This window comes from Leptothoe sp. LEGE 181152 (genome assembly GCF_032906605.1).
In the GTDB taxonomy this organism is placed as follows: Bacteria; Cyanobacteriota; Cyanobacteriia; order Phormidesmidales; family Phormidesmidaceae; genus Leptothoe; species Leptothoe turfae.
This window is the reverse complement of record NZ_JASATU010000068.1, coordinates 110,702-128,286: the sequence shown is the minus strand read 5'-3', so window position 1 is coordinate 128,286 and position 17,585 is coordinate 110,702. Positions and strand designations below refer to the sequence as shown.

The following is a 17,585-nucleotide window of genomic DNA, read 5'->3' as shown; positions in this document are numbered from 1 at the left end:
CGTTGATCAGGCTACATCATATAGCAAATAGCCTGATACATCAGGAAAATCAGCCGATTGGCATATTAAACGAATTTTTACCTGTATTCAGCACAAGATCCAGGCCTTTGGTCTCGCTCAGAACGAAATTTTGTGGGGCTCGTAAAGGCCCATGAATCTTTAATGTTGGTTTGCTTAGCACATGATTCAGGATGCTGACGACTGTTGTGATCACTGGACATCTTGATAAGGAAAACATCGTTCTTTTAGGTGCCCCAGTGAACCCAGCCTAAACCTATATTTCTCCTTAAATTTATCGCCTTCAGTTTGTAAAAAAGCCCCTATGACCTCCTCTCTGCCTAACACCAAGTCTGATAACCGTCAGCCCATGGGGCAGCAGGTCCCCATGGATGAGACATCGATTGTCATTTTTGACAGTCGTGTGGATGACCTGTCACTGTTGCTAGCTGGTCTGCGCCCCGGTGTTAGCGCCCACGTACTTGACCCAAATCGTGATGGCATTGAGCAGATCAGTGAGCTGATATATCAGCGGCCAACGGCAGCGCTCACCCTGGTGGCCCACGGTGCTCCCGGCGAGCTACAGCTGGGTGCAGACAAACTGGAGCTAAGCAATCTGGGCCAGTATGCTCGATATCTCCAAGGCTGGTTTAGAAATGCGGATGCTTCACGGCTAACCCTATTAGCGTGTCAGGTGGCTGCAGGCGACGCTGGTATGGAGTTTGTCAGCAAACTGGCTGCATTAACGGGCGCTGTTGTCACGGCCTCAGCCCAGACAGTGGGCAATGGGCAATGGCCGCCTGTTGCTGCACAAACCTTTCAACAAACGGTGTTTGACACCTATGCAGCTACCCTGGTGCTCACATTTCAGCAAGATATTAAAGATGGTGACATTGGCGATGGCGATCCAAACCTGAATAGACTCTTTGGTACATCTGGAGTAACCGTCAGCCCCGATGGTACCCAGGTGTTTGTCACCAGTGCAGTTGATGCTTCACTGACCGTATTTAATCTGGACGCGTTTGGCAATCTGAACTTTAGCCAGGTTATCCGAGATAGCTTTGAGGTGGAGGAACTGTTTGGCGCTTTTGGGGTAACGGTAAGTCCCGATGGCAGTCAAGTCTTTGTGGCCAGCACTGGGGATCATTCCTTAATGGTGTTTAGCCGTGATGGTGATGGCAATCTCACGGAGCAGCAACTGTTGAAGGATGGCCGTGACGGTATTAAAACCCTGGAAGGGGCCATTGATGTAGCGGTTAGCCCGGATGGTAGCCAAGTCTTTGTGGTCAGCTTAGTGGACTCTGCCATTACCGTATTTGACCGCGACGAGACTGGTAATCTGACGTTTCGCCAAGCCATTGCCGACGGTATTGGGGGAGCGGCTGAACTGTTTGGAGCGTCAGGTGTGGCCATTAGTCCAGACGGCAGTCAGGTTTTTGTTACCAGTCGAGATGATGCTGCCATTACTGTTTTTAATCGAGATGCGTCTGGTAATTTGACCTTTCGCCAAGCGATTAAGGATGGTCAAAACGGTGCCGAACAGCTATTTGGGGCCTCAGGTGTAGTCGTCAGCCCTGATGGTAATCAGGTGTATGTTACCAGTGCTGTGGACGCCGCCATCACTGTCTTTGATCGCAATGCCGACGGCACCCTGAGCTTTGCGCAAGTGGTCACTGATGGTGACAATGGTGCTGAATTATTTGGTGGCACCCAGGGAACTGGTATTCCTGGTGTTAGCGGGTTTACGGGTGTTACCATCAGCCCCGATGGACGGCAGGTATTTGTCACTAGTTATGGTGACAATGCCATAACAATTTTTGACCGTGACACCAATGGCCGCTTAACGGTCAATCAAGTGATTCAGGATCAAGATGGTGTGAATGGTGCTGATGAATTAGCAGGCGCTATTGGCGTTGCTGTTAGTCCTGACAATCAGCAAGTCTTTGTGGTGAGTGCGGCTGATTCTGCCTTGACAGCGTTTGATCGAGACCTGGCTCCAAATTTGCTGAGCATTGTACGCCAAACGCCAGCTACGCCAGCAACTGATGCAGATAGTCTGGTGTTTCGTGTCACCTTTAGTGAGAGCATTCAAAATATTACGGCTGCTGACTTTAATGTTACGGGGGGCTCTACAGCGACAGTCACAGGTATTACGGCTATTAGCGCCACAGCCTATGACATTACTGTTTCTGGTGGGAATCTTGCCAACTTTAACGGTACTGTTGGGCTAGATCTCTCGGCTAGTCAAGATATTACCGACCCCATTGGCAATGCATTGCCTACCACTGAGCCTGAGACCGATGAGACGTACACTCTAACTAATGACACAACAACACCCAATAATCCTCCGCTGTTGACGCCGGTATCAGGTTTAGAAATTACTGGACTGGGCAGTGACAATACTATACGCCTGCATGTGGACAAGGTGAATATCTCTGAGGTGGGTGAGATTCGGATCTTTGATGTAGAGGGTACCAACCGTACCCAAATAAGCAGCTTTTTTCTGCTGGAAGGTGGCCAATTGCCTGAAGCCTACATGCCTGCCTTTAGTATTGATGCGAACCGAGTGAACGAGGGACAGTTGTTAGAGTTTCAGTTAGTGGTCAATGGTACAACCCATCTGGCAACAGCAACAACAATCACCGCTACGGAAGTTTCTCTCGATTTTGGTGAAGGCACCCAATTCACGGTGGAAACATTCACCCAAACCGCAACAACAAATCTGTTAGTCAATGATGCCGCTGCCATTGATCTCACTGGCCAAACAGGGTTAGTCAACGTTGACTTTACGATCTATCGTGAAGCAGCGATGGATAATATGGTGGGTTTCTATGCTACTGACTTAATTGATGGCGGTATTCGCGACACGTTAACCGGCAATATTCTGCGACCGGGAGAGGCTGGATATAAAGAAGCGGCTTTAGCTAATCGTTTGGACGTGGAACTTACCAGTGAGAATGGCCAGGCAAGTATGTTCTCTGTAGAGATTACCGCTGGTGGGTTCTTAGGAATCTTCTTAGTGGCGGGTGGCGGTGATCCAACAACAAACGACGTTTACTTTAGCCATGCTGGGGCGAATGAAAGCAGTAATGACCATGCCAGACTACTAGGAGATAACACCTTTGGCTTTGAAGACTTGAGCGGTCTGGGTGATCGGGACTTTAACGATATGGTGGTGGAGTTTACGGTCATTTAGTTGGATAGATCACGTGACCATCGACATGGTTCAATGGTGACCTTTGATAGATTGCAAATAGACTTAGGCCTAATAACGTAGGGGTATAAATCAGAGCTACTCCCATGAGTTTGCAATTGCCCCAATCCTCTGAGTGTATTTCTCTCCCCCAGATAGAAACCACTTTCAAGCATCCAGCGAAACATCGCCTCGCCCAAGGTGCCGCAGGCCTCCTCATATTCAGCCTGCTCACAGGGGGTAGTTATCTGCTCTATCGGCAGTGTGTCCTGGTACCAAAGCAGCAGGAACAGACGCAAACGCAGACAGTGACCGTTGAAACCGCGACGCTCCCAATTACAGTGGCGGCCAACGGAACTGTTGAGCCTGAGCAACTGACCAATGTCAGCCCTAAAACCTCAGAGCGTCTGGAACAAGTGACTGTTGCTGAGGGTGACGCGGTAGAAATAGGCCAAGTTTTAGCCTATATGGATGATTCTGATCTCCAGGGGCAACTGATGCAGGCCCAGGGACAGCTCGCCTCGGCCCAAGCGAATTTGGCTATGCTCGTCGCTGGTAACCGTCCCCAAGAGATTGCCCAGGCCGAGGCTACCCTGACCAGTGCCGAAGCCAACTTAAATCAGGCGGAAGAAGAGCTACGCCGCTATGAGTCCCTTTACACCCAGGGAGCAATCTCTGCGCAAGAAACAACGAGCTACCGAACGGCTCGCGACACGGCTCAGGCCGAGGTAAGAAGTGCGCAGCAGGCGCTGAATCTCAGTCAGATAGGCAGTCGTCAAGAAGAGATCGCGCAGGCGGAAGCAGCCGTGATACAAGCAGAAGGCGCTTTGTCCACGATCAAGACTCAGATTGAAGATACGGTGATTCGGGCTCCTTTTAGCGGGATTGTCACTGCCCGTTATGCTGACCCAGGAGATTTTGTTTCTCCATCAACTGCCGCCAGCGAAACATCGTCATCATCGTCGTCATCGATTCTCTCTTTAGCCTTTAATTATCAGGTTGTTGCTAATGTAGCAGAGACTGATATTGCTCAGATTCAAACCGGGCAACTGGCTCAGATTCAAGCCGATGCCTACCCAGATCGACGGTTTGAAGGGACCGTAGTCCAAGTCGCAGAGCAGGCAACGGTAAGTTCTAATGTGACCAGTTTTGAGGTGCGGGTCAATCTTTCCGAAGCAGCGCAGTCACAGCTACAGCCTGGAATGAATGTAGATATTGAATTTCAAGCCGGTGAATTGACTGATGTAATGGTGGTGCCAACCGTTGCCGTTGTGAGAGAAGAGCAGGGAGAAGGTGTGCTGGTGCTGACAGCAGAGGGGGTGCCTCGATTTCAGCCGATTGAAACTGGATTAACAGTCGATGAGCAAACGGAGGTGATTGCAGGACTTTCGGGGAATGAAAAAATTGTGTTGAGTGCGGCTCAGGGATTACCTGAAAATCGACAAAATCGGGGCGGTCCACCTTTGATACCGGGGGGAGGCTCTGGTGATGGCCCTAGCGTTACGCCGAGAGGAGGTCCTGGTGGTTAAGATTCAAGCACGTTTAACCTACCTGCCATCAATTTCTATGGCGGAAATCTTGGCAATAGCGATCGCAGCTCTCTGGAGCAACAAATTGCGCACGGCCTTAACCATGTTAGGTGTCATCATCGGCATCACCGCCGTAATTGCGGTCACCTCCGTAGGGCAAGGGGTGCAGTCTGCTACAGAAGCAAATTTACAGGGGCTGGGCGCAGATCTTTTGCAGGTGCGGGCCGGGGCTGCAAATACCGGCAACGTCAGCCAGGGTAGTGGCAGTGCCACCACGCTCACCTGGAGCGATGCCCAGGCGATTGAGTCCCAGGTGTTATCTGCTGGAACGGTGACGGCCTATCTGCAGCAAACGACTCAAGTGGTTTATGCCCAAAATAATATGTCTACAACCGTCTTGGGCACGGATACAAATTATGCAGAGGTGAATAACATTACACTGCAGTCGGGACGTTTTTTCACCCTAGATGAACTGACAGCCGCTCAGCCAGTGGCGATATTGGGGCCAACGGTGGAGGATGAATTATTTGATAGCGGTACTGCTATTGGCAAAAACATTCGCATTCAAGGACAGCGGTATAGCGTGATTGGGATTGCCAATGAGAAGGGGGCCCAGGGTCGAGAGAATCCTGACGAACAGATCTATGTGCCGCTTACCAATATGTCCGCTCGGTTGGTTGGCAACAACGCCCTGAGCGGGATTGCCGTTCAGGGTATTTCGATCAAAGTGACTGAGCAAGACCAGTTAGAAGCGGCTGATTTCCAGATTACAAACTTGTTGCGAGTGCGTCATAACATTTATCCCGCCAGGGGGGATGAAGATGATTTTCGGATTGTGAGTGCTGCTGATTTGGTGGAGACACTGACCAGCACGGTGGGTTTGTTTACGATTATGGTGGTTGCGATCGCAGCCATTTCCCTGGTCGTAGGCGGCATTGGCATTGCCAACATTATGCTGGTGTCGGTGGTAGAGCGCACCCGAGAGATCGGCATTCGTAAAGCCGTCGGGGCGACCAATCAAGCGATTTTAAGTCAGCTTTTGACAGAGGCAATCTCAATTTCGGCTGTCGGTGGAGGCTTAGGCGTGGGGCTGGGGGTAGCGATTGCCCGGATCGCCGCCACACTATTTGACTTTCCCTTTGTAATTTCTCTCTGGGCGATTGTTTTAGGGGTGGGTCTTTCTTTTGTGATCGGGATCGTAGCCGGTGTGATTCCCGCCCGCAGTGCTGCAAAATTAGACCCGATTATTGCCTTAAGAAGTGATTAGGGATAAGGATTTTATCAGGTCCAAAAAGTAATGCTGGAGAGACGTTCCATGGAAAGTCTGTACGTCCAATAGTAGAGCCTAAAATTTTGTTTCCTTAGTAAAAGAGTGACCACTATGGCCGCCATGATTTGGATGGAAGACATCCGCAAAACCTATCAGTTGGGTGAAGTGGATGTCCCCGTACTCAAGGGGATTGATCTGACCATTGAAGAAGGTGATTATGTCTCGATTATGGGAGCCTCAGGTTCCGGGAAATCTACCCTGATGAATATTATCGGCTGTCTGGATCGTCCGTCTGCTGGCCACTATGTTCTAGAAGGACAAAACTTGACCACGCTAAGCAACGAAGGTCTGGCCTATATTCGCAATCAGCGCATTGGCTTTGTATTCCAGCAGTTTAATCTGCTGTCTCGCTCAACCGCATTAGAAAATGTCATGCTGCCGATGTTTTATGCAGGGGTGAGTCGTCGCCAGCGGCGAAAACAAGCAGAATCAGCATTGACTCGAGTGGGATTGGGCGATCGCATGGGTAATCGACCCAGCCAACTCTCTGGGGGACAACAGCAGCGGGTTGCGATCGCACGCGCCCTTGTCAATCGACCAGCATTAGTCCTGGCTGACGAACCCACGGGTGCACTCGATACCCAAACGTCTTACGAAGTAATGACGCTCCTCAGCGAACTCAACAGCCAGGGAATTACCGTCATCATTGTGACCCATGAGCCCGATATCGCCGCACAAACCCATCGTATTATTCATGTGCAAGATGGTCTGCTTCAAAGAGAACAAGAAAACTAGCTTCTTTGGGATTTTACAAAATTGTAACCACTTTGTTGTTTGGGACAGGGTCTCCTGAAAGGACCTACCGTGTATACATAAGTCGGAGAGCTGGCTCTAGATTTCGAGCCCTCATACCCCAACCCCTTACTCCCTGAGGGAGAAGGGGGGTCTAGTCTCAAAGTCCTTCGCCCCCAGGGAGAAGGATTTAGGATGAGGGCCAATTCAAGGCTATGTCTACCTTTTGGGACATTATCTTCTAGATGTGTATACACAGTAGCCTAGAAGGACACCCCTCACATCTAATCATTAGTGCTCATAAGAAAGATTTGCCTGCTGGCAGAGTATCATCGACACGCTAGCTGGATACTTTGGCCGCCTGCTGGGCAAGGACAAATGCACCCACGATACCCGCTTTGCCACCAAGCTTTGGCGGAACGATGTAGGCATCAATGTCATTCATAATCCTTGGCACTTTGAGATAGGCACTCATCTGTTGACGCACTTGCAAACGGATCAGCGGAAACAGCTGCATTTGCTCCATCACACCTCCACCCAGGATGATCCGTTCCGGTGAGAACATGAGCATAAAGTTAACCAAGCCCACCGCCAAATAGTGGGCTTCTAGTGCCCAGGCTGGGTGGTCAATCGGAAGCGATGCCGCCTTCTGTTGCCAACGTTTTTCAATGGCAAGTCCAGAGGCCAATCCTTCTAAACAATCTTGGTGAAACGGGCAAGCTCCCGGAAACGGATCGGCAGATAGATCGTGGGGAATCTGAATATGACCCATTTCAGGATGCAGCAACCCGTGCACCAGTTGACCATTGACGACTGCGCCACCGCCAATGCCTGTCCCTACGGTTAAATACAAAAAAGTCTCAAATCCTTGACCATTGCCCCAATGGTACTCACCTAACGCCGCCGCATTAACATCTGTGTCAAACCCAATCGGGGTTGCCAACTCACGCGTTAGAACCCCGGCCAACTCGATCTGTTGCCAGCCTAGCTTGGGGGTATCGAGAAACCAGCCAAATGTAGGTGAATCAGTATGGATATCAACCGGACCAAACGCGCCAATTCCAATTGCTGTTAACGGTCCAAGTTGTGATATTTGTTGACGAAAAAAATCGATCACTTGAGCAATAGTCTCTGCTGGAGTTGTCGTTGGAATCCGCATCTCTGCTCGCAGATCGTCAGGACTCGTTCCCACTGCACAGACAAACTTGGTACCGCCCGCCTCGATTGCTCCAAAAAGTGACATTGCCGTTTCCTTTTGAAAATACGCTCACTATATAACTAGCTGTTCAGCGTTGAATGACTAGTACCCGATGGCAGAAATATCGAGCCCCTGGGACTTTACTGGCAGCTTACAAGGGTACGACCTGATTTCAATGTGACACTTGATGAATAGATATCGCTCTACGCCTATAGTTTCGACTATTTCAATTCAAACCATATCCGTATCAGATATAAGTTCTGTGAATATGGGTGTTACTACGCAAATTTGCTAGCTAAAATCCGGGGATACGGAATCCGCTTAGCGGGCTGACCTACGCGTTAGCCTCTACATAGCTGTAGCTACCGCCAGCAAATCAAATGGAAAACCCTGAAACTCTCAAGCTAAATCCTGTCAATGCAGTTCATTCGCAGCCACAGGCCAACTATGGAACCAAAAAGGTTATTGTTATCGAAGGAACTGAGAATATCAGCCTGATAAGCGCTTCATTAACTCAAAACCTGATCGTTGGTGGTCATCTGGATAGAGATCCAATGAATACATCGTTTGCGACCGATAGTGAGCATATGGGTGTTTTACTGTCTGGAGCCCAGGTAAGTGCATCCACATTTATTGGCCACTATCCTGGCCTAAACGCTGATGCCCTGGATGATAACCACCCAACGGTCATCAATAACAGCCGTTTTGTTCTAGTAGAAGGACGAGGATATAAATTTCAGACTGTTATCCCCATTAAGCAACCGATAACGGAATATCAACCAACCGCTGTTGGTAAAGGGGCAAATTTGAGTCGAGCCAACTTTAAGCAAGCCGACTTAACAGGGACTGACTTTACCGGTTGCAATTTAGAAGGTGCTAACTTTACAGCAGCGAATTTAAAGGACTGTAAATTTACTGGCGCGAATTTAACCAAGTCCAGTTTCAACGGTGCTGACTTGTCAAACGCTATCCTTACAGGAGCCAATTTATCTGGTGTCGATTTTAGTTCTACAGTGACGTCTGAGGCAACGGACTTTAGCCATGCCTACTTAGTGGGTGCGCGGTTCTATTGCTTGGGTGGTGAAAAATTTGCCTATTTAGGTTGTTTTCACGGTGCGATCTTTGCTGATGGAGAGCGGAGAATAGAAGTAGCAAATGCTGACTTTAGCAGGCTTTCTAATCTAGTTAATGGGCAATTTGCTTGTTTCTATAAATCTGATGTCGTCTTACCGGCAAATGTAGAATCCATTTCTACCAACAGATTTGTTGAGGCAAGAGAAGCTGCACCTAGCATTAACGAAGCAGCAGCTTCAACGCCTGCTGCTTCCTGGGGCGATGGATATTGATTTTTCTCAATCGTCAGTCACCACTGATTTAGGGGATAAATAGATCTGGCAGGATTACACTGCATCTGTATTTTTCAGATTAAATTTACCGAAGATCAACAATGTCTCGCAATCTGTTGTTCTGAGGTTGGGCATGGGAGATATCGCTTGGCAATAACCTTGCTATGCTTGATGATGAAGCTACTGAACAGTACAGCGAATATGTGTCGTAGTCTTGCCTAAGAAGTTAAGGTAAAACTCTCCTCGTAGGTTTTCTTCAGGAGATGGATTAGGCACAGCGTTTCGGTTAGTGAAGACTTAGACAGTTTTAGGGGTGATGTTAGTGACGATCAAATAATAGGCTGCAAGGACGCAACCAGAAAAGAGTTGACTGCCCAAGGGACCTTGCCAGAAGTTGAGCCACCGGTCTCCCCAATGAACCAGGGCGATGGTCATGAGCATAACCCTAGGGATATTGAATAGCAGGGCAGTCACGATGCCAACCCCCATGAAGCTGAGAATTTGTAAGCGGCTTTGTTTCCTAAGCAGACCGATAACTAGGCTAGCGGCGATGACGGTCAGGGCCATGTCAAAGCCGTTGCAATCCCAATACACATCCACTGAGCCTTGGGGAACGTTGACAAACGATTCTGAGGCGGTCGCAGGCCAATTAAACAATCGCAAAGCCCAAGCTCCTGCATGAGCCATGACTCGCTCTAAATATTCGTAAGGGGTGAAGGCTTCCCAGAGGCTACGAGCCGCTGCTGCCGGTCGGGGGTAAACCGTGACCAGAAAGGATAATACGATAATTGGCTGCTGCCGATAGAACTGCCAGCCCCAGTTAGAAAGGGCAATTCCAATGAGGATGGAGGCCCAAAGGATAGCTTGGGACCATAGGGCAAATCGACAAATTGGAAATAAAAGAACACCACCCAGAATTAAAAAATGCCCGAGACGACGTTCTGTATGAGTGGCTTTAAGCTGAGTAATCTGTTTCCTTTGTCTCCATAGATGGTAAAGTCCAAAACACACAAAGAAAGCAGCAAGGGTGAAGCCATAGGTGCTTTGCAGACCTTTATCCAGGAAACCCAAGAACCATGCAGGGAGATACCAGAGTCCAATCAAGAGACCGATAATTGTCAGGATACTGTGAAGGTTCTTTGGGCTGTTTTTTAATTTTGAAAAAATAGAAGTTTGGTTTAATTTTTGGGGCTGAAACATTTCAAATCAATCTCATAAATGAACCACCCTAGTTAATTGTCATCTAAGTATTTTCATCTAAGTATTTTCATCTAAGTATATATGGGTGGATTTGATGCAGGTTGGTATCAGGATTTATTCAAGCTTTATCGTGGGGTAGCCAAAGGTTTAAGCAAAGTATATGACCAAAAATATAAGTCTCAAGAGGCTCAAGAGGCTCAGATAATTACAACTCAGTGGGACTCTATCATCTGGATTGTAAGCTCTTCAACCGATCTGCCAATCGTATAGCCAATGCCAAGATCGTCAGAGTCGGATTCGATGATCCAGATGTGGGAAATACCGAACTGCTCACGACATACAGCCCTTCAACTCCGTGCACCTGACAGTTTCGATCAACCACCCCCATCGTCGGATTATCAGCCATCCGCGTTGTTCCCATATGGTGATATGTGTCCCAAATATTCTCAGTCCATTGCTCCTCTGCCTTACTTACCCAATCAAAAACCTTGACTTCTCCTAAACCCAAACGGAGAAACTCACCAGCCACAGTTTTTGTAAACTCATAAATGCTCTCTCGACAATTATCTGTCAACTGCCAATCTAATTGTGCCTTAGGAATGCCTAAGGCATCTTTCTCAGCACTGAGCGTAATACGACTGGTTGGGTCAGGTGATTGTTCGCTATGGCACCGCAATAAAATACGACTCCGGGTATAAACTGGATTGTGTCGTAAAACACCGTATTGATATGCATTGAAAGCAAGGTACGGCAAATCTCGTAGCAGTGATTTTAGCTGACTCCTTCGAGCAGTCTCCAGGCTGGGTTCCTTACCTAATAGACCCAGCAGAACACGCAAGCCATCATCCTGTGAAGGTTGAAAAAATAAATCACCTATTACATTTAAAACTTGTTTTTCTCTTTGAACAGCTTCTGCTAAGGGGATTTTAGGATAGTAATAAGCATCTCGTCGACGATGCCAACTATATAATCTCTGTAACTGACGCGGCTTTTTAGTGACAATCTCTGCTGAATAACAGTCCACATGGTCCTGGAAAAAGCGTCCAACTAGATCATGTTGGTTGCCCAACCCTGTCGGACAAACCTGATTAGAAACTAAGAGTAACCGTGCACTCTCAATCCCTCCACAACAAACAATGGTTGTTGCCGCCCGGACAGTTCCAGTCTTACCTGTCAATGTCCGAATCTGTACTTCTTCTATTTTTGTACCGATGGGATTAGTCACCAGTTGCACCGCATTGGCATGCTGTAACACCCGAAGGCCAGGTGACTGTTGTAACTTTTGGCGATAAGTCTCAAAAAAATTACTCTTGTACGTATATTTAGAAACCAGGGTCCCAATTTTGTCAGGTTCAAATTTAGGAGGGTTGAGTCCTAATCGTTGCCAGGCATCTTGACCATATTCGTAGTTACCAAGGTGCATGACCGCTTCTGCTTGCCGGTAAAATGGATCAAGCTCTTGACGACTGAGGGGCCAACCGCTAAAGGGCACCCAGTCTCTTCTCTCAAAATCAATTGGTTCTAGCGGTAAACTTTGCCCACTCCAACGTACGGTTGAACCGCCTAGAATACGGTGGCGTCCCTGATGAATACCCAGGTGGGTTAGGCCAATAATTTCACTGTCATATAGGGCCTGAGTGTCTGATTCAGAAAAGCGTCCACCGCTTTCTAAAAGGACAATATCTAATGAAGTTTTAGCCAACTCTAAGGCCAGTGCAATACCAGCTGCTCCTGCCCCTACAATGCAAATGTCACAATCAATGTTGCTTCCCGATGGAAAGTCTTGAAAATCAAATATCATCCTAAAGCACGCTCTGTAAACTATCAAAATGACTTTGTAGACGCTTTATCCTTCAGAAAAGCTATGTAAGAGGCTGCTTTAAAAGTCCTTGAAGCCTTGTTTAATTATCTCATCCGCTTAAAATCAAACGAGTTTATGGTCACTTTAGATGCATTTATTACTATAAGGTAGGCTTTGATATCCAGATTTCTCCTTGCTTCAAAGTAGTCTCTAATTTAATTAACATATCCCCCCAGCAGAGCCAGGAGAGTTATCCAGTTTAATAGTTCAATCAGTCTTAAAGTTAAAACATCTCAAAACTCACAGAATATAAGCCCTAAGATACAAAGAGATCGAGATAGTTGTCTCTCATCTCCATTGCCGCTTTGAGCGGTTCCAATGTATAAAGCCTCCAGGTTTTCGGGAGGATACACGTACTCAGCAGACGACAATGATGCCCTAAAAAACAATAAGGCAAGGATTACGCTATCACTTTAAAGCTTTTGACAGCTAAATATATAGTATCCCGGAGGCTTTATAGAACCTTTATAAAAAAAATAAAGTTTGAAAAGATGTTTATTAAGTAGTAATAGGTATAAAAAATAGTCTCTCTATCCGACTTTTGCTCAAAATCAATGCATGATCCGTATCAATAAGCTGTCACCCTTTTTATTGATACATGTCAAGTAAATGTTAATGGCACAATTAAAATGATTTTTATGTGAAACACTATGAAGTGAGGTACATTTTACAATCAACATCTGTCTGAATCTTTATCATTGAAGTTAGCTCTCTGCATAAAACTCTACATCCGGAAGCTGACCTTTGAGCAACTTAGGATTGACCTGCATGAGTGCCTGATAAAATACCTCTAGCTCGGGGCGGGCTTCCATCGCAGGTACATATTCAAACTGATTGGTTTTGAGGGATTGTGCGATTACAGAAGCAGGGGTGTCCATGTATTTAGCTCCCAGCTCTGCAGCATCAGTGGGATTTTGTTGAATCCAATCAAGGGAATCACGCAATTCTGTTTGTATCAATGTTACCACATCAGGATTGTTATCCACAAAGTTGCTGAGGGCAGATATTCCTGCTTGAGGAAAACGGGCCGATTGTCCTGTTACCTGACTCCAGGTTTCTTTAAAGTCTAAATTGTAGAAGAGTTCTAAATCTTGCTGTTGGGCCTTGGCAACAACATTACTGGCATGGGGCTCAGAGAATACTCCCACATCGGCTGCACCTGTCAATAACAGCTGAGCAGTACTCTGAAAGTCCTGGGTGGACTGAATGGTGAGGTCCTGGTCCGGTTCTAATCCTGATTGGATAGAGAGAAAGCGGAAGATCATTTCTGGCATTCCCCCCTTAAATGGAATCAGCACTGATTTACCGCGCAGGTCTTCCCACTGGCTAAGTCCTCCATCAGCCGATAGCACATAAATGTTACCCCATACCATTACGTTCAGTAGTTTAATCGGTATGTCTTGTTGATAGAGGCCTGCTGCGAGCAAGGTGGGATTGGCAGTGATCTGTCCCTGCCCCGAAGCTAGTAATGCCTTCATTTGGTCATGGTTGCGTATAGCAAAAAAATCAATGTCTGCGATCGCATTCCGCAAGCGACTATGCTCAACTAAGTAGGCCAGGGGAATTGTTAACAAAATTGGCGATCCACCGATGCCTAGGGATGACAGTCCGCCGTTGGTGGTGGGTCGTCCACAGCCAGCGGCAATTGACAGCCCAAGGCTAGCTGTCATTAACTGGAAAAACTGACGGCGGTTGTAAGTCATAGGATAACATTCCTGATGGTTGAAAGATTGACGGTTTTGAGATTAAAACTAGCGGCAATTTCAGGCAGAGTTTGTAGCGCTGAAAGGGTTTGGTAGATGTAAGCCGGATCCCGCTGATGGGGTGGGCGCTCATTGTGCCAGTTATAGACAATGTGGGCCGGACATCGGGAAAGCACCAGGAGACGATCGCCCATTGTCACCGCTTCCGCCAGGTCGTGGGTCACTAAAATAGCCATTGCCCGATGTCGTTGTACCCAAGTCACCACCAGTTGTTGTAGCTGCTGACGTGTGCCAATATCGAGGGAACTAAATGGCTCATCTAGCAGGAGCAGTTGGGGGTTGATGGCAAATGCCCTGGCCAAATTTACCCGCTGTTTCATGCCGCCACTGAGCTGAGGTGGGTACAGGAACATAGCCTCCGACAACCCGACAGTTTTTGCCAACTGTTGGGCCTGTTGCAGCTGCTGTTGTCGACTGATGCCTTTAGCTTTTAACCCCAGGGCAATATTCTCGATGACTGTATACCAGGGAAAAAGCCGGGGTTCTTGAAAGACATAGGCGGTCGCCATGGATATGCTGCCAACGGTCCCTGTTGTTGGCAACAGCAAGCCTGCTAACACATTAAGGAGTGTGGTTTTACCACAGCCAGAAGGCCCCATAATCCCCACAATTTCCCCAGGCCCAGCGCTCAGATGAATAGCCTCCAAGATTAGCCGGGATCTATAAGAGCGATAGATGTTGTCCAGCAGTTGCATCATTGTCACCATCCCAGGGGTTTAGCCGGTTGTTGCCAGGGTAGAAGCTGTTGTTGCAGTCGTCTCAGCAGTGTGTCGGAGGCCAGAACCAAGCCAATGGTAATCACGATCCAGGCCATCACTTCCGCTGTATCTAGATTGGCGCGGGCGGTATTGAGTTCAGCGCCAATGCCGGTGGGCGTGGCCAACACCTCAGACATGATCGACACGCGCCAGGCGAGGCCTAATCCGGTCACGAGTAACGGTAATAGCCGCGACACCAAATGGGGCCAATAGAGTGACTGAAATCGCGATGTACCGGACAGCTGATACACCTGGGCGACGTCTACTAGGTTGGGGTCAAGGGTCATCACTGCATTGACTACTCCAGCAAACACCATGGGTCCCACCGTAATTGCCACGGTAAAAATTGAGTTGGCGTGGCCCAGACCAAACCACACCATTGTCAACATTAACCAGGCGATGGGGGGTGTACCTAGCAGGGCAATGGCGACAGGGGTGAGTGCTGGACGAACCCAGGACTGACGACCCGCGGCCAGTCCCAACAGACCGCCAATGCCCAAGGCCAGGATAAATCCGACCAGGACATGCAGGCTAGTGGCTGCGATCGCAGCCCACAGCCGCCTTTCTAAGAGAAGCGATCGCAAAACAACGGCCACCTCAATCGGGGCAGGCAAGATCACGCGACTGTACTGCTGCGAGCCCCATTGCCAGCCCCCCAACACCAGTATCAGTGTCCCCAGGCCCAATAGTATCGACCGCAGCCGAGTCAACGCATTGACATCAGGTTGATTAGATAACATGGGCTGACTAAAACTGAAACACGATACGAAGATTGCCAAGCTCAACAGTGAACGACTCAATGAGAATTTCTATTGGTAAAAAATGCAATCGTCTGTAAATTGCAGCAGCCGGAATGCCCCTACCCACGAATTCTGCTCAGTGTAAGCGCTTAAAACAAGTCATTTCTCACAAGTGGAGATTTAATTTAGATTTATGTAGTAATTATTTGTTGTCTGACAGGTTGTCTTTTGACAACTCTCTTTTAAGCAGTTACCGAGTAACACAGTTTAGCTACAGCCTGCATGATCAGACTTTTATACAAGACAACAGTGCTACCTAAATTTAGGTAGTTATAACTAAATTTAAAGATTTGCATCCATAGCTACATTGGGTGACTTGGAACAACGCCTGTGCCTCTATCTACCGATGATCCCCCCAGTTCATACCCCTAATTTATAGGCCCCAATCAGCCGCAGAACGACTTGCATATCTAGGTCTATCGACCTATCATCGGAACATAAGCTATATCAGGTACAGAGGCAACTGTCTAAAGGCACAAAAAGATTTTTCTTTTAATGTTGTTCTTAGTCAGGCTAAATACGTGTATCTAAGGAGACTAGAATATGTCACGCCAAGTCGGTGATCGTTATGCCTGTGATAAGTGTGGAGCCCAGTTGGTTTATGAAAAGCCATGCCCCTGTCCTTCGGACAGTATGCCCCACTCAGAAATCTGTTGTGGAGAGCAGATGAAGATGGTGCAAGCAGGGACTCCAGAGAATATGAAAAAAGGCTAGGGTGTTGCCCCCTTGGGAAATTTCCACCGAATTAACACGATGAAAATAAGTAGGTTTTGACGTAAATGGTTCGGCTGAAGCTGGGTTTGAAACATCACCGTCGAAGCCTTAGTTAAATGGTGAGTATAGAGAGCAGTGAAGGACTGCAGATATAACCGCAGACATAACCTATGACAACAGCAACTATAGACCCACTGGTTAAATACAAAACCCTACCTATCTGGGCAGAAACAACGTTACCAGAATCGTTTCAAACTCAGCACAATACAAAGCCAGGCACCTGGGGAAAAATCACAGTATTAGCAGGCCAATTGCAGTATGAGGCCCTAAATGAGGCTGGAGAGATCCTGTCTACCGACATCATCACCCCACAGCACACAGACTTCTTTGTATCACCAGGAGCCTGGCATCGGGTCAAGCCTCTAGGACCCCTACAGTGTTTTGTTGAGTTTTACTGTCGCTCCGAAGACTACTTTCAAAAGAAATATCATTTTGCAGCGCCTCACCGAGATATCCAGGCGCTCATTCAAGGACCTTTGGCAGACTGTCAGGCGATGAACGTCTTAGATTTAGGTTGCGGGAAAGGTCGCAATTCTACCTATTTATACGCTAAGGGGCATCAGGTGACAGCATTGGATAAAAATACCAGTGCTATTCAGCATCTTCGGGAGATTATTCAAACGGAAAAGGTTGGGGATAGATTTCAAGCCCGGGTGCACAACATTGAATCAGCGGCGCTTGATGACTACTACGATTTGATTATTTCCACGGTTGTTTTTCAGTTTTTGAGGTACAAAACTCTATCCCATGTGATTGAGAACATGCAGGCTCAAACGAAGCCCCAGGGCTATAACTTTATTATTGCCCCAGTTTCATCGTCGGAGTTTCCCTGTCCTCTCAAATTTCCGACTACCTTGGTGCCCCAGGAACTGCGTGACTATTACAAGCACTGGCATATTTGTGAGTATCAAGAACAAGTGGGAAAATTTCATCGCAAAGATAGCAACGGCAACCCTATTGAATCTATCTTTGCTACTCTGCTGGCTCAGAAACGTACTTAGCCCCCTAAGGGATGTCGTCGTTTCGCCGGGTTAGTGAGAAAGAAGGCGTCCTTAGCCTGCCCTCGAATGAGGACAGGCTAACCCAGTTGAACTGGATGGTCAG

13 protein-coding genes are annotated in these 17,585 nt (G+C 47.8%); 7 read left to right on the top strand and 6 right to left on the bottom strand.

What is annotated here, in order from left to right:
• Positions 1-322 precede the first annotated feature (322 nt).
• The 4 genes from QGP82_RS34285 to QGP82_RS34270 all read left to right on the top strand — a co-directional run bounded on the left by QGP82_RS34285 (position 323) and on the right by QGP82_RS34270 (position 6,784).
• The gene (locus QGP82_RS34285) at positions 323-3,193 is read left to right on the top strand and encodes a DUF4347 domain-containing protein (protein ID WP_499062280.1); all 2,871 of its coding nucleotides are present in this window, start codon (positions 323-325) and stop codon (positions 3,191-3,193) included.
• A gap of 104 nt (positions 3,194-3,297) precedes the next feature.
• Positions 3,298-4,719, top strand: a complete 1,422-nt coding sequence (locus QGP82_RS34280) for an HlyD family secretion protein (protein ID WP_499062279.1) — start codon at positions 3,298-3,300, stop codon at positions 4,717-4,719.
• 37 nt (positions 4,720-4,756) lie between these two features.
• The gene (locus QGP82_RS34275; protein ID WP_499062373.1) at positions 4,757-5,986 is read left to right on the top strand and encodes an ABC transporter permease; all 1,230 of its coding nucleotides are present in this window, start codon (positions 4,757-4,759) and stop codon (positions 5,984-5,986) included.
• Positions 5,987-6,100: 114 nt separating this feature from the next.
• Positions 6,101-6,784, top strand: a complete 684-nt coding sequence (locus QGP82_RS34270; protein ID WP_499062278.1) for an ABC transporter ATP-binding protein — start codon at positions 6,101-6,103, stop codon at positions 6,782-6,784.
• Positions 6,785-7,121: 337 nt separating this feature from the next.
• Here QGP82_RS34270 and QGP82_RS34265 read toward each other — a convergent pair whose 3' ends face one another.
• Entirely contained in the window at positions 7,122-8,024 is a 903-nt protein-coding gene (locus QGP82_RS34265) for an ROK family protein (RefSeq protein ID WP_499062277.1), read from the bottom strand.
• A gap of 335 nt (positions 8,025-8,359) precedes the next feature.
• Between QGP82_RS34265 and QGP82_RS34260 the strand changes: the two genes are divergently transcribed.
• Positions 8,360-9,325, top strand: coding sequence for a pentapeptide repeat-containing protein (locus tag QGP82_RS34260; RefSeq protein ID WP_250566047.1), 966 nt, complete (start codon positions 8,360-8,362; stop codon positions 9,323-9,325).
• 297 nt (positions 9,326-9,622) lie between these two features.
• Here QGP82_RS34260 and crtC read toward each other — a convergent pair whose 3' ends face one another.
• From crtC to QGP82_RS34235, 5 genes are all read right to left on the bottom strand, one after another.
• Positions 9,623-10,525, bottom strand: coding sequence for a cyanoexosortase C (crtC, locus tag QGP82_RS34255; RefSeq protein ID WP_163670169.1), 903 nt, complete (start codon positions 10,523-10,525; stop codon positions 9,623-9,625).
• Between the two features lie 226 nt (positions 10,526-10,751).
• Positions 10,752-12,326, bottom strand: a complete 1,575-nt coding sequence (locus QGP82_RS34250) for an FAD-dependent oxidoreductase (RefSeq protein ID WP_163670167.1) — start codon at positions 12,324-12,326, stop codon at positions 10,752-10,754.
• A 764-nt stretch (positions 12,327-13,090) separates the two neighbouring features.
• Positions 13,091-14,089, bottom strand: a complete 999-nt coding sequence (locus QGP82_RS34245) for an ABC transporter substrate-binding protein (RefSeq protein WP_499062276.1) — start codon at positions 14,087-14,089, stop codon at positions 13,091-13,093.
• Positions 14,086-14,847, bottom strand: coding sequence for an ATP-binding cassette domain-containing protein (locus QGP82_RS34240; protein ID WP_499062275.1), 762 nt, complete (start codon positions 14,845-14,847; stop codon positions 14,086-14,088). Before QGP82_RS34240 ends, QGP82_RS34245 begins: the two co-directional genes overlap by 4 nt.
• Before the next feature lie 2 nt (positions 14,848-14,849).
• Positions 14,850-15,647: an ABC transporter permease gene (locus tag QGP82_RS34235; RefSeq protein ID WP_490796254.1), complete on the bottom strand. Its 798-nt coding sequence runs from the start codon at positions 15,645-15,647 to the stop codon at positions 14,850-14,852.
• Positions 15,648-16,250: 603 nt separating this feature from the next.
• Between QGP82_RS34235 and QGP82_RS34230 the strand changes: the two genes are divergently transcribed.
• Both QGP82_RS34230 and tehB read left to right on the top strand, forming a co-directional pair.
• Positions 16,251-16,421 carry a hypothetical protein gene (locus QGP82_RS34230; RefSeq protein WP_163670154.1) on the top strand — a complete coding sequence of 57 codons (171 nt, stop codon included), beginning with the start codon at positions 16,251-16,253 and terminating at the stop codon, positions 16,419-16,421.
• Between the two features lie 170 nt (positions 16,422-16,591).
• Positions 16,592-17,482 carry an SAM-dependent methyltransferase TehB gene (gene tehB / locus QGP82_RS34225; protein ID WP_163703252.1) on the top strand — a complete coding sequence of 297 codons (891 nt, stop codon included), beginning with the start codon at positions 16,592-16,594 and terminating at the stop codon, positions 17,480-17,482.
• Positions 17,483-17,585: the final 103 nt, after the last annotated feature.

Excerpts from the sequence above, each read along its gene's own strand:
- QGP82_RS34270 (WP_499062278.1), top strand. The coding sequence starts at position 6,101 with ATGGCCGCCATGATTTGGATGGAAGACATCCGCAAAACCTATCAGTTG.
- crtC (WP_163670169.1), bottom strand. The coding sequence starts at position 10,525 with ATGTTTCAGCCCCAAAAATTAAACCAAACTTCTATTTTTTCAAAATTA.
- QGP82_RS34250 (WP_163670167.1), bottom strand. The coding sequence starts at position 12,326 with ATGATATTTGATTTTCAAGACTTTCCATCGGGAAGCAACATTGATTGT.
- QGP82_RS34260 (WP_250566047.1), top strand. The coding sequence starts at position 8,360 with ATGGAAAACCCTGAAACTCTCAAGCTAAATCCTGTCAATGCAGTTCAT.
- QGP82_RS34275 (WP_499062373.1), top strand. The coding sequence starts at position 4,757 with ATGGCGGAAATCTTGGCAATAGCGATCGCAGCTCTCTGGAGCAACAAA.
- QGP82_RS34280 (WP_499062279.1), top strand. The coding sequence starts at position 3,298 with ATGAGTTTGCAATTGCCCCAATCCTCTGAGTGTATTTCTCTCCCCCAG.
- QGP82_RS34240 (WP_499062275.1), bottom strand. The coding sequence starts at position 14,847 with ATGATGCAACTGCTGGACAACATCTATCGCTCTTATAGATCCCGGCTA.
- QGP82_RS34235 (WP_490796254.1), bottom strand. The coding sequence starts at position 15,647 with ATGTTATCTAATCAACCTGATGTCAATGCGTTGACTCGGCTGCGGTCG.
- QGP82_RS34265 (WP_499062277.1), bottom strand. The coding sequence starts at position 8,024 with ATGTCACTTTTTGGAGCAATCGAGGCGGGCGGTACCAAGTTTGTCTGT.
- QGP82_RS34245 (WP_499062276.1), bottom strand. The coding sequence starts at position 14,089 with ATGACTTACAACCGCCGTCAGTTTTTCCAGTTAATGACAGCTAGCCTT.
- QGP82_RS34230 (WP_163670154.1), top strand. The coding sequence starts at position 16,251 with ATGTCACGCCAAGTCGGTGATCGTTATGCCTGTGATAAGTGTGGAGCC.
- tehB (WP_163703252.1), top strand. The coding sequence starts at position 16,592 with ATGACAACAGCAACTATAGACCCACTGGTTAAATACAAAACCCTACCT.
- QGP82_RS34285 (WP_499062280.1), top strand. The coding sequence starts at position 323 with ATGACCTCCTCTCTGCCTAACACCAAGTCTGATAACCGTCAGCCCATG.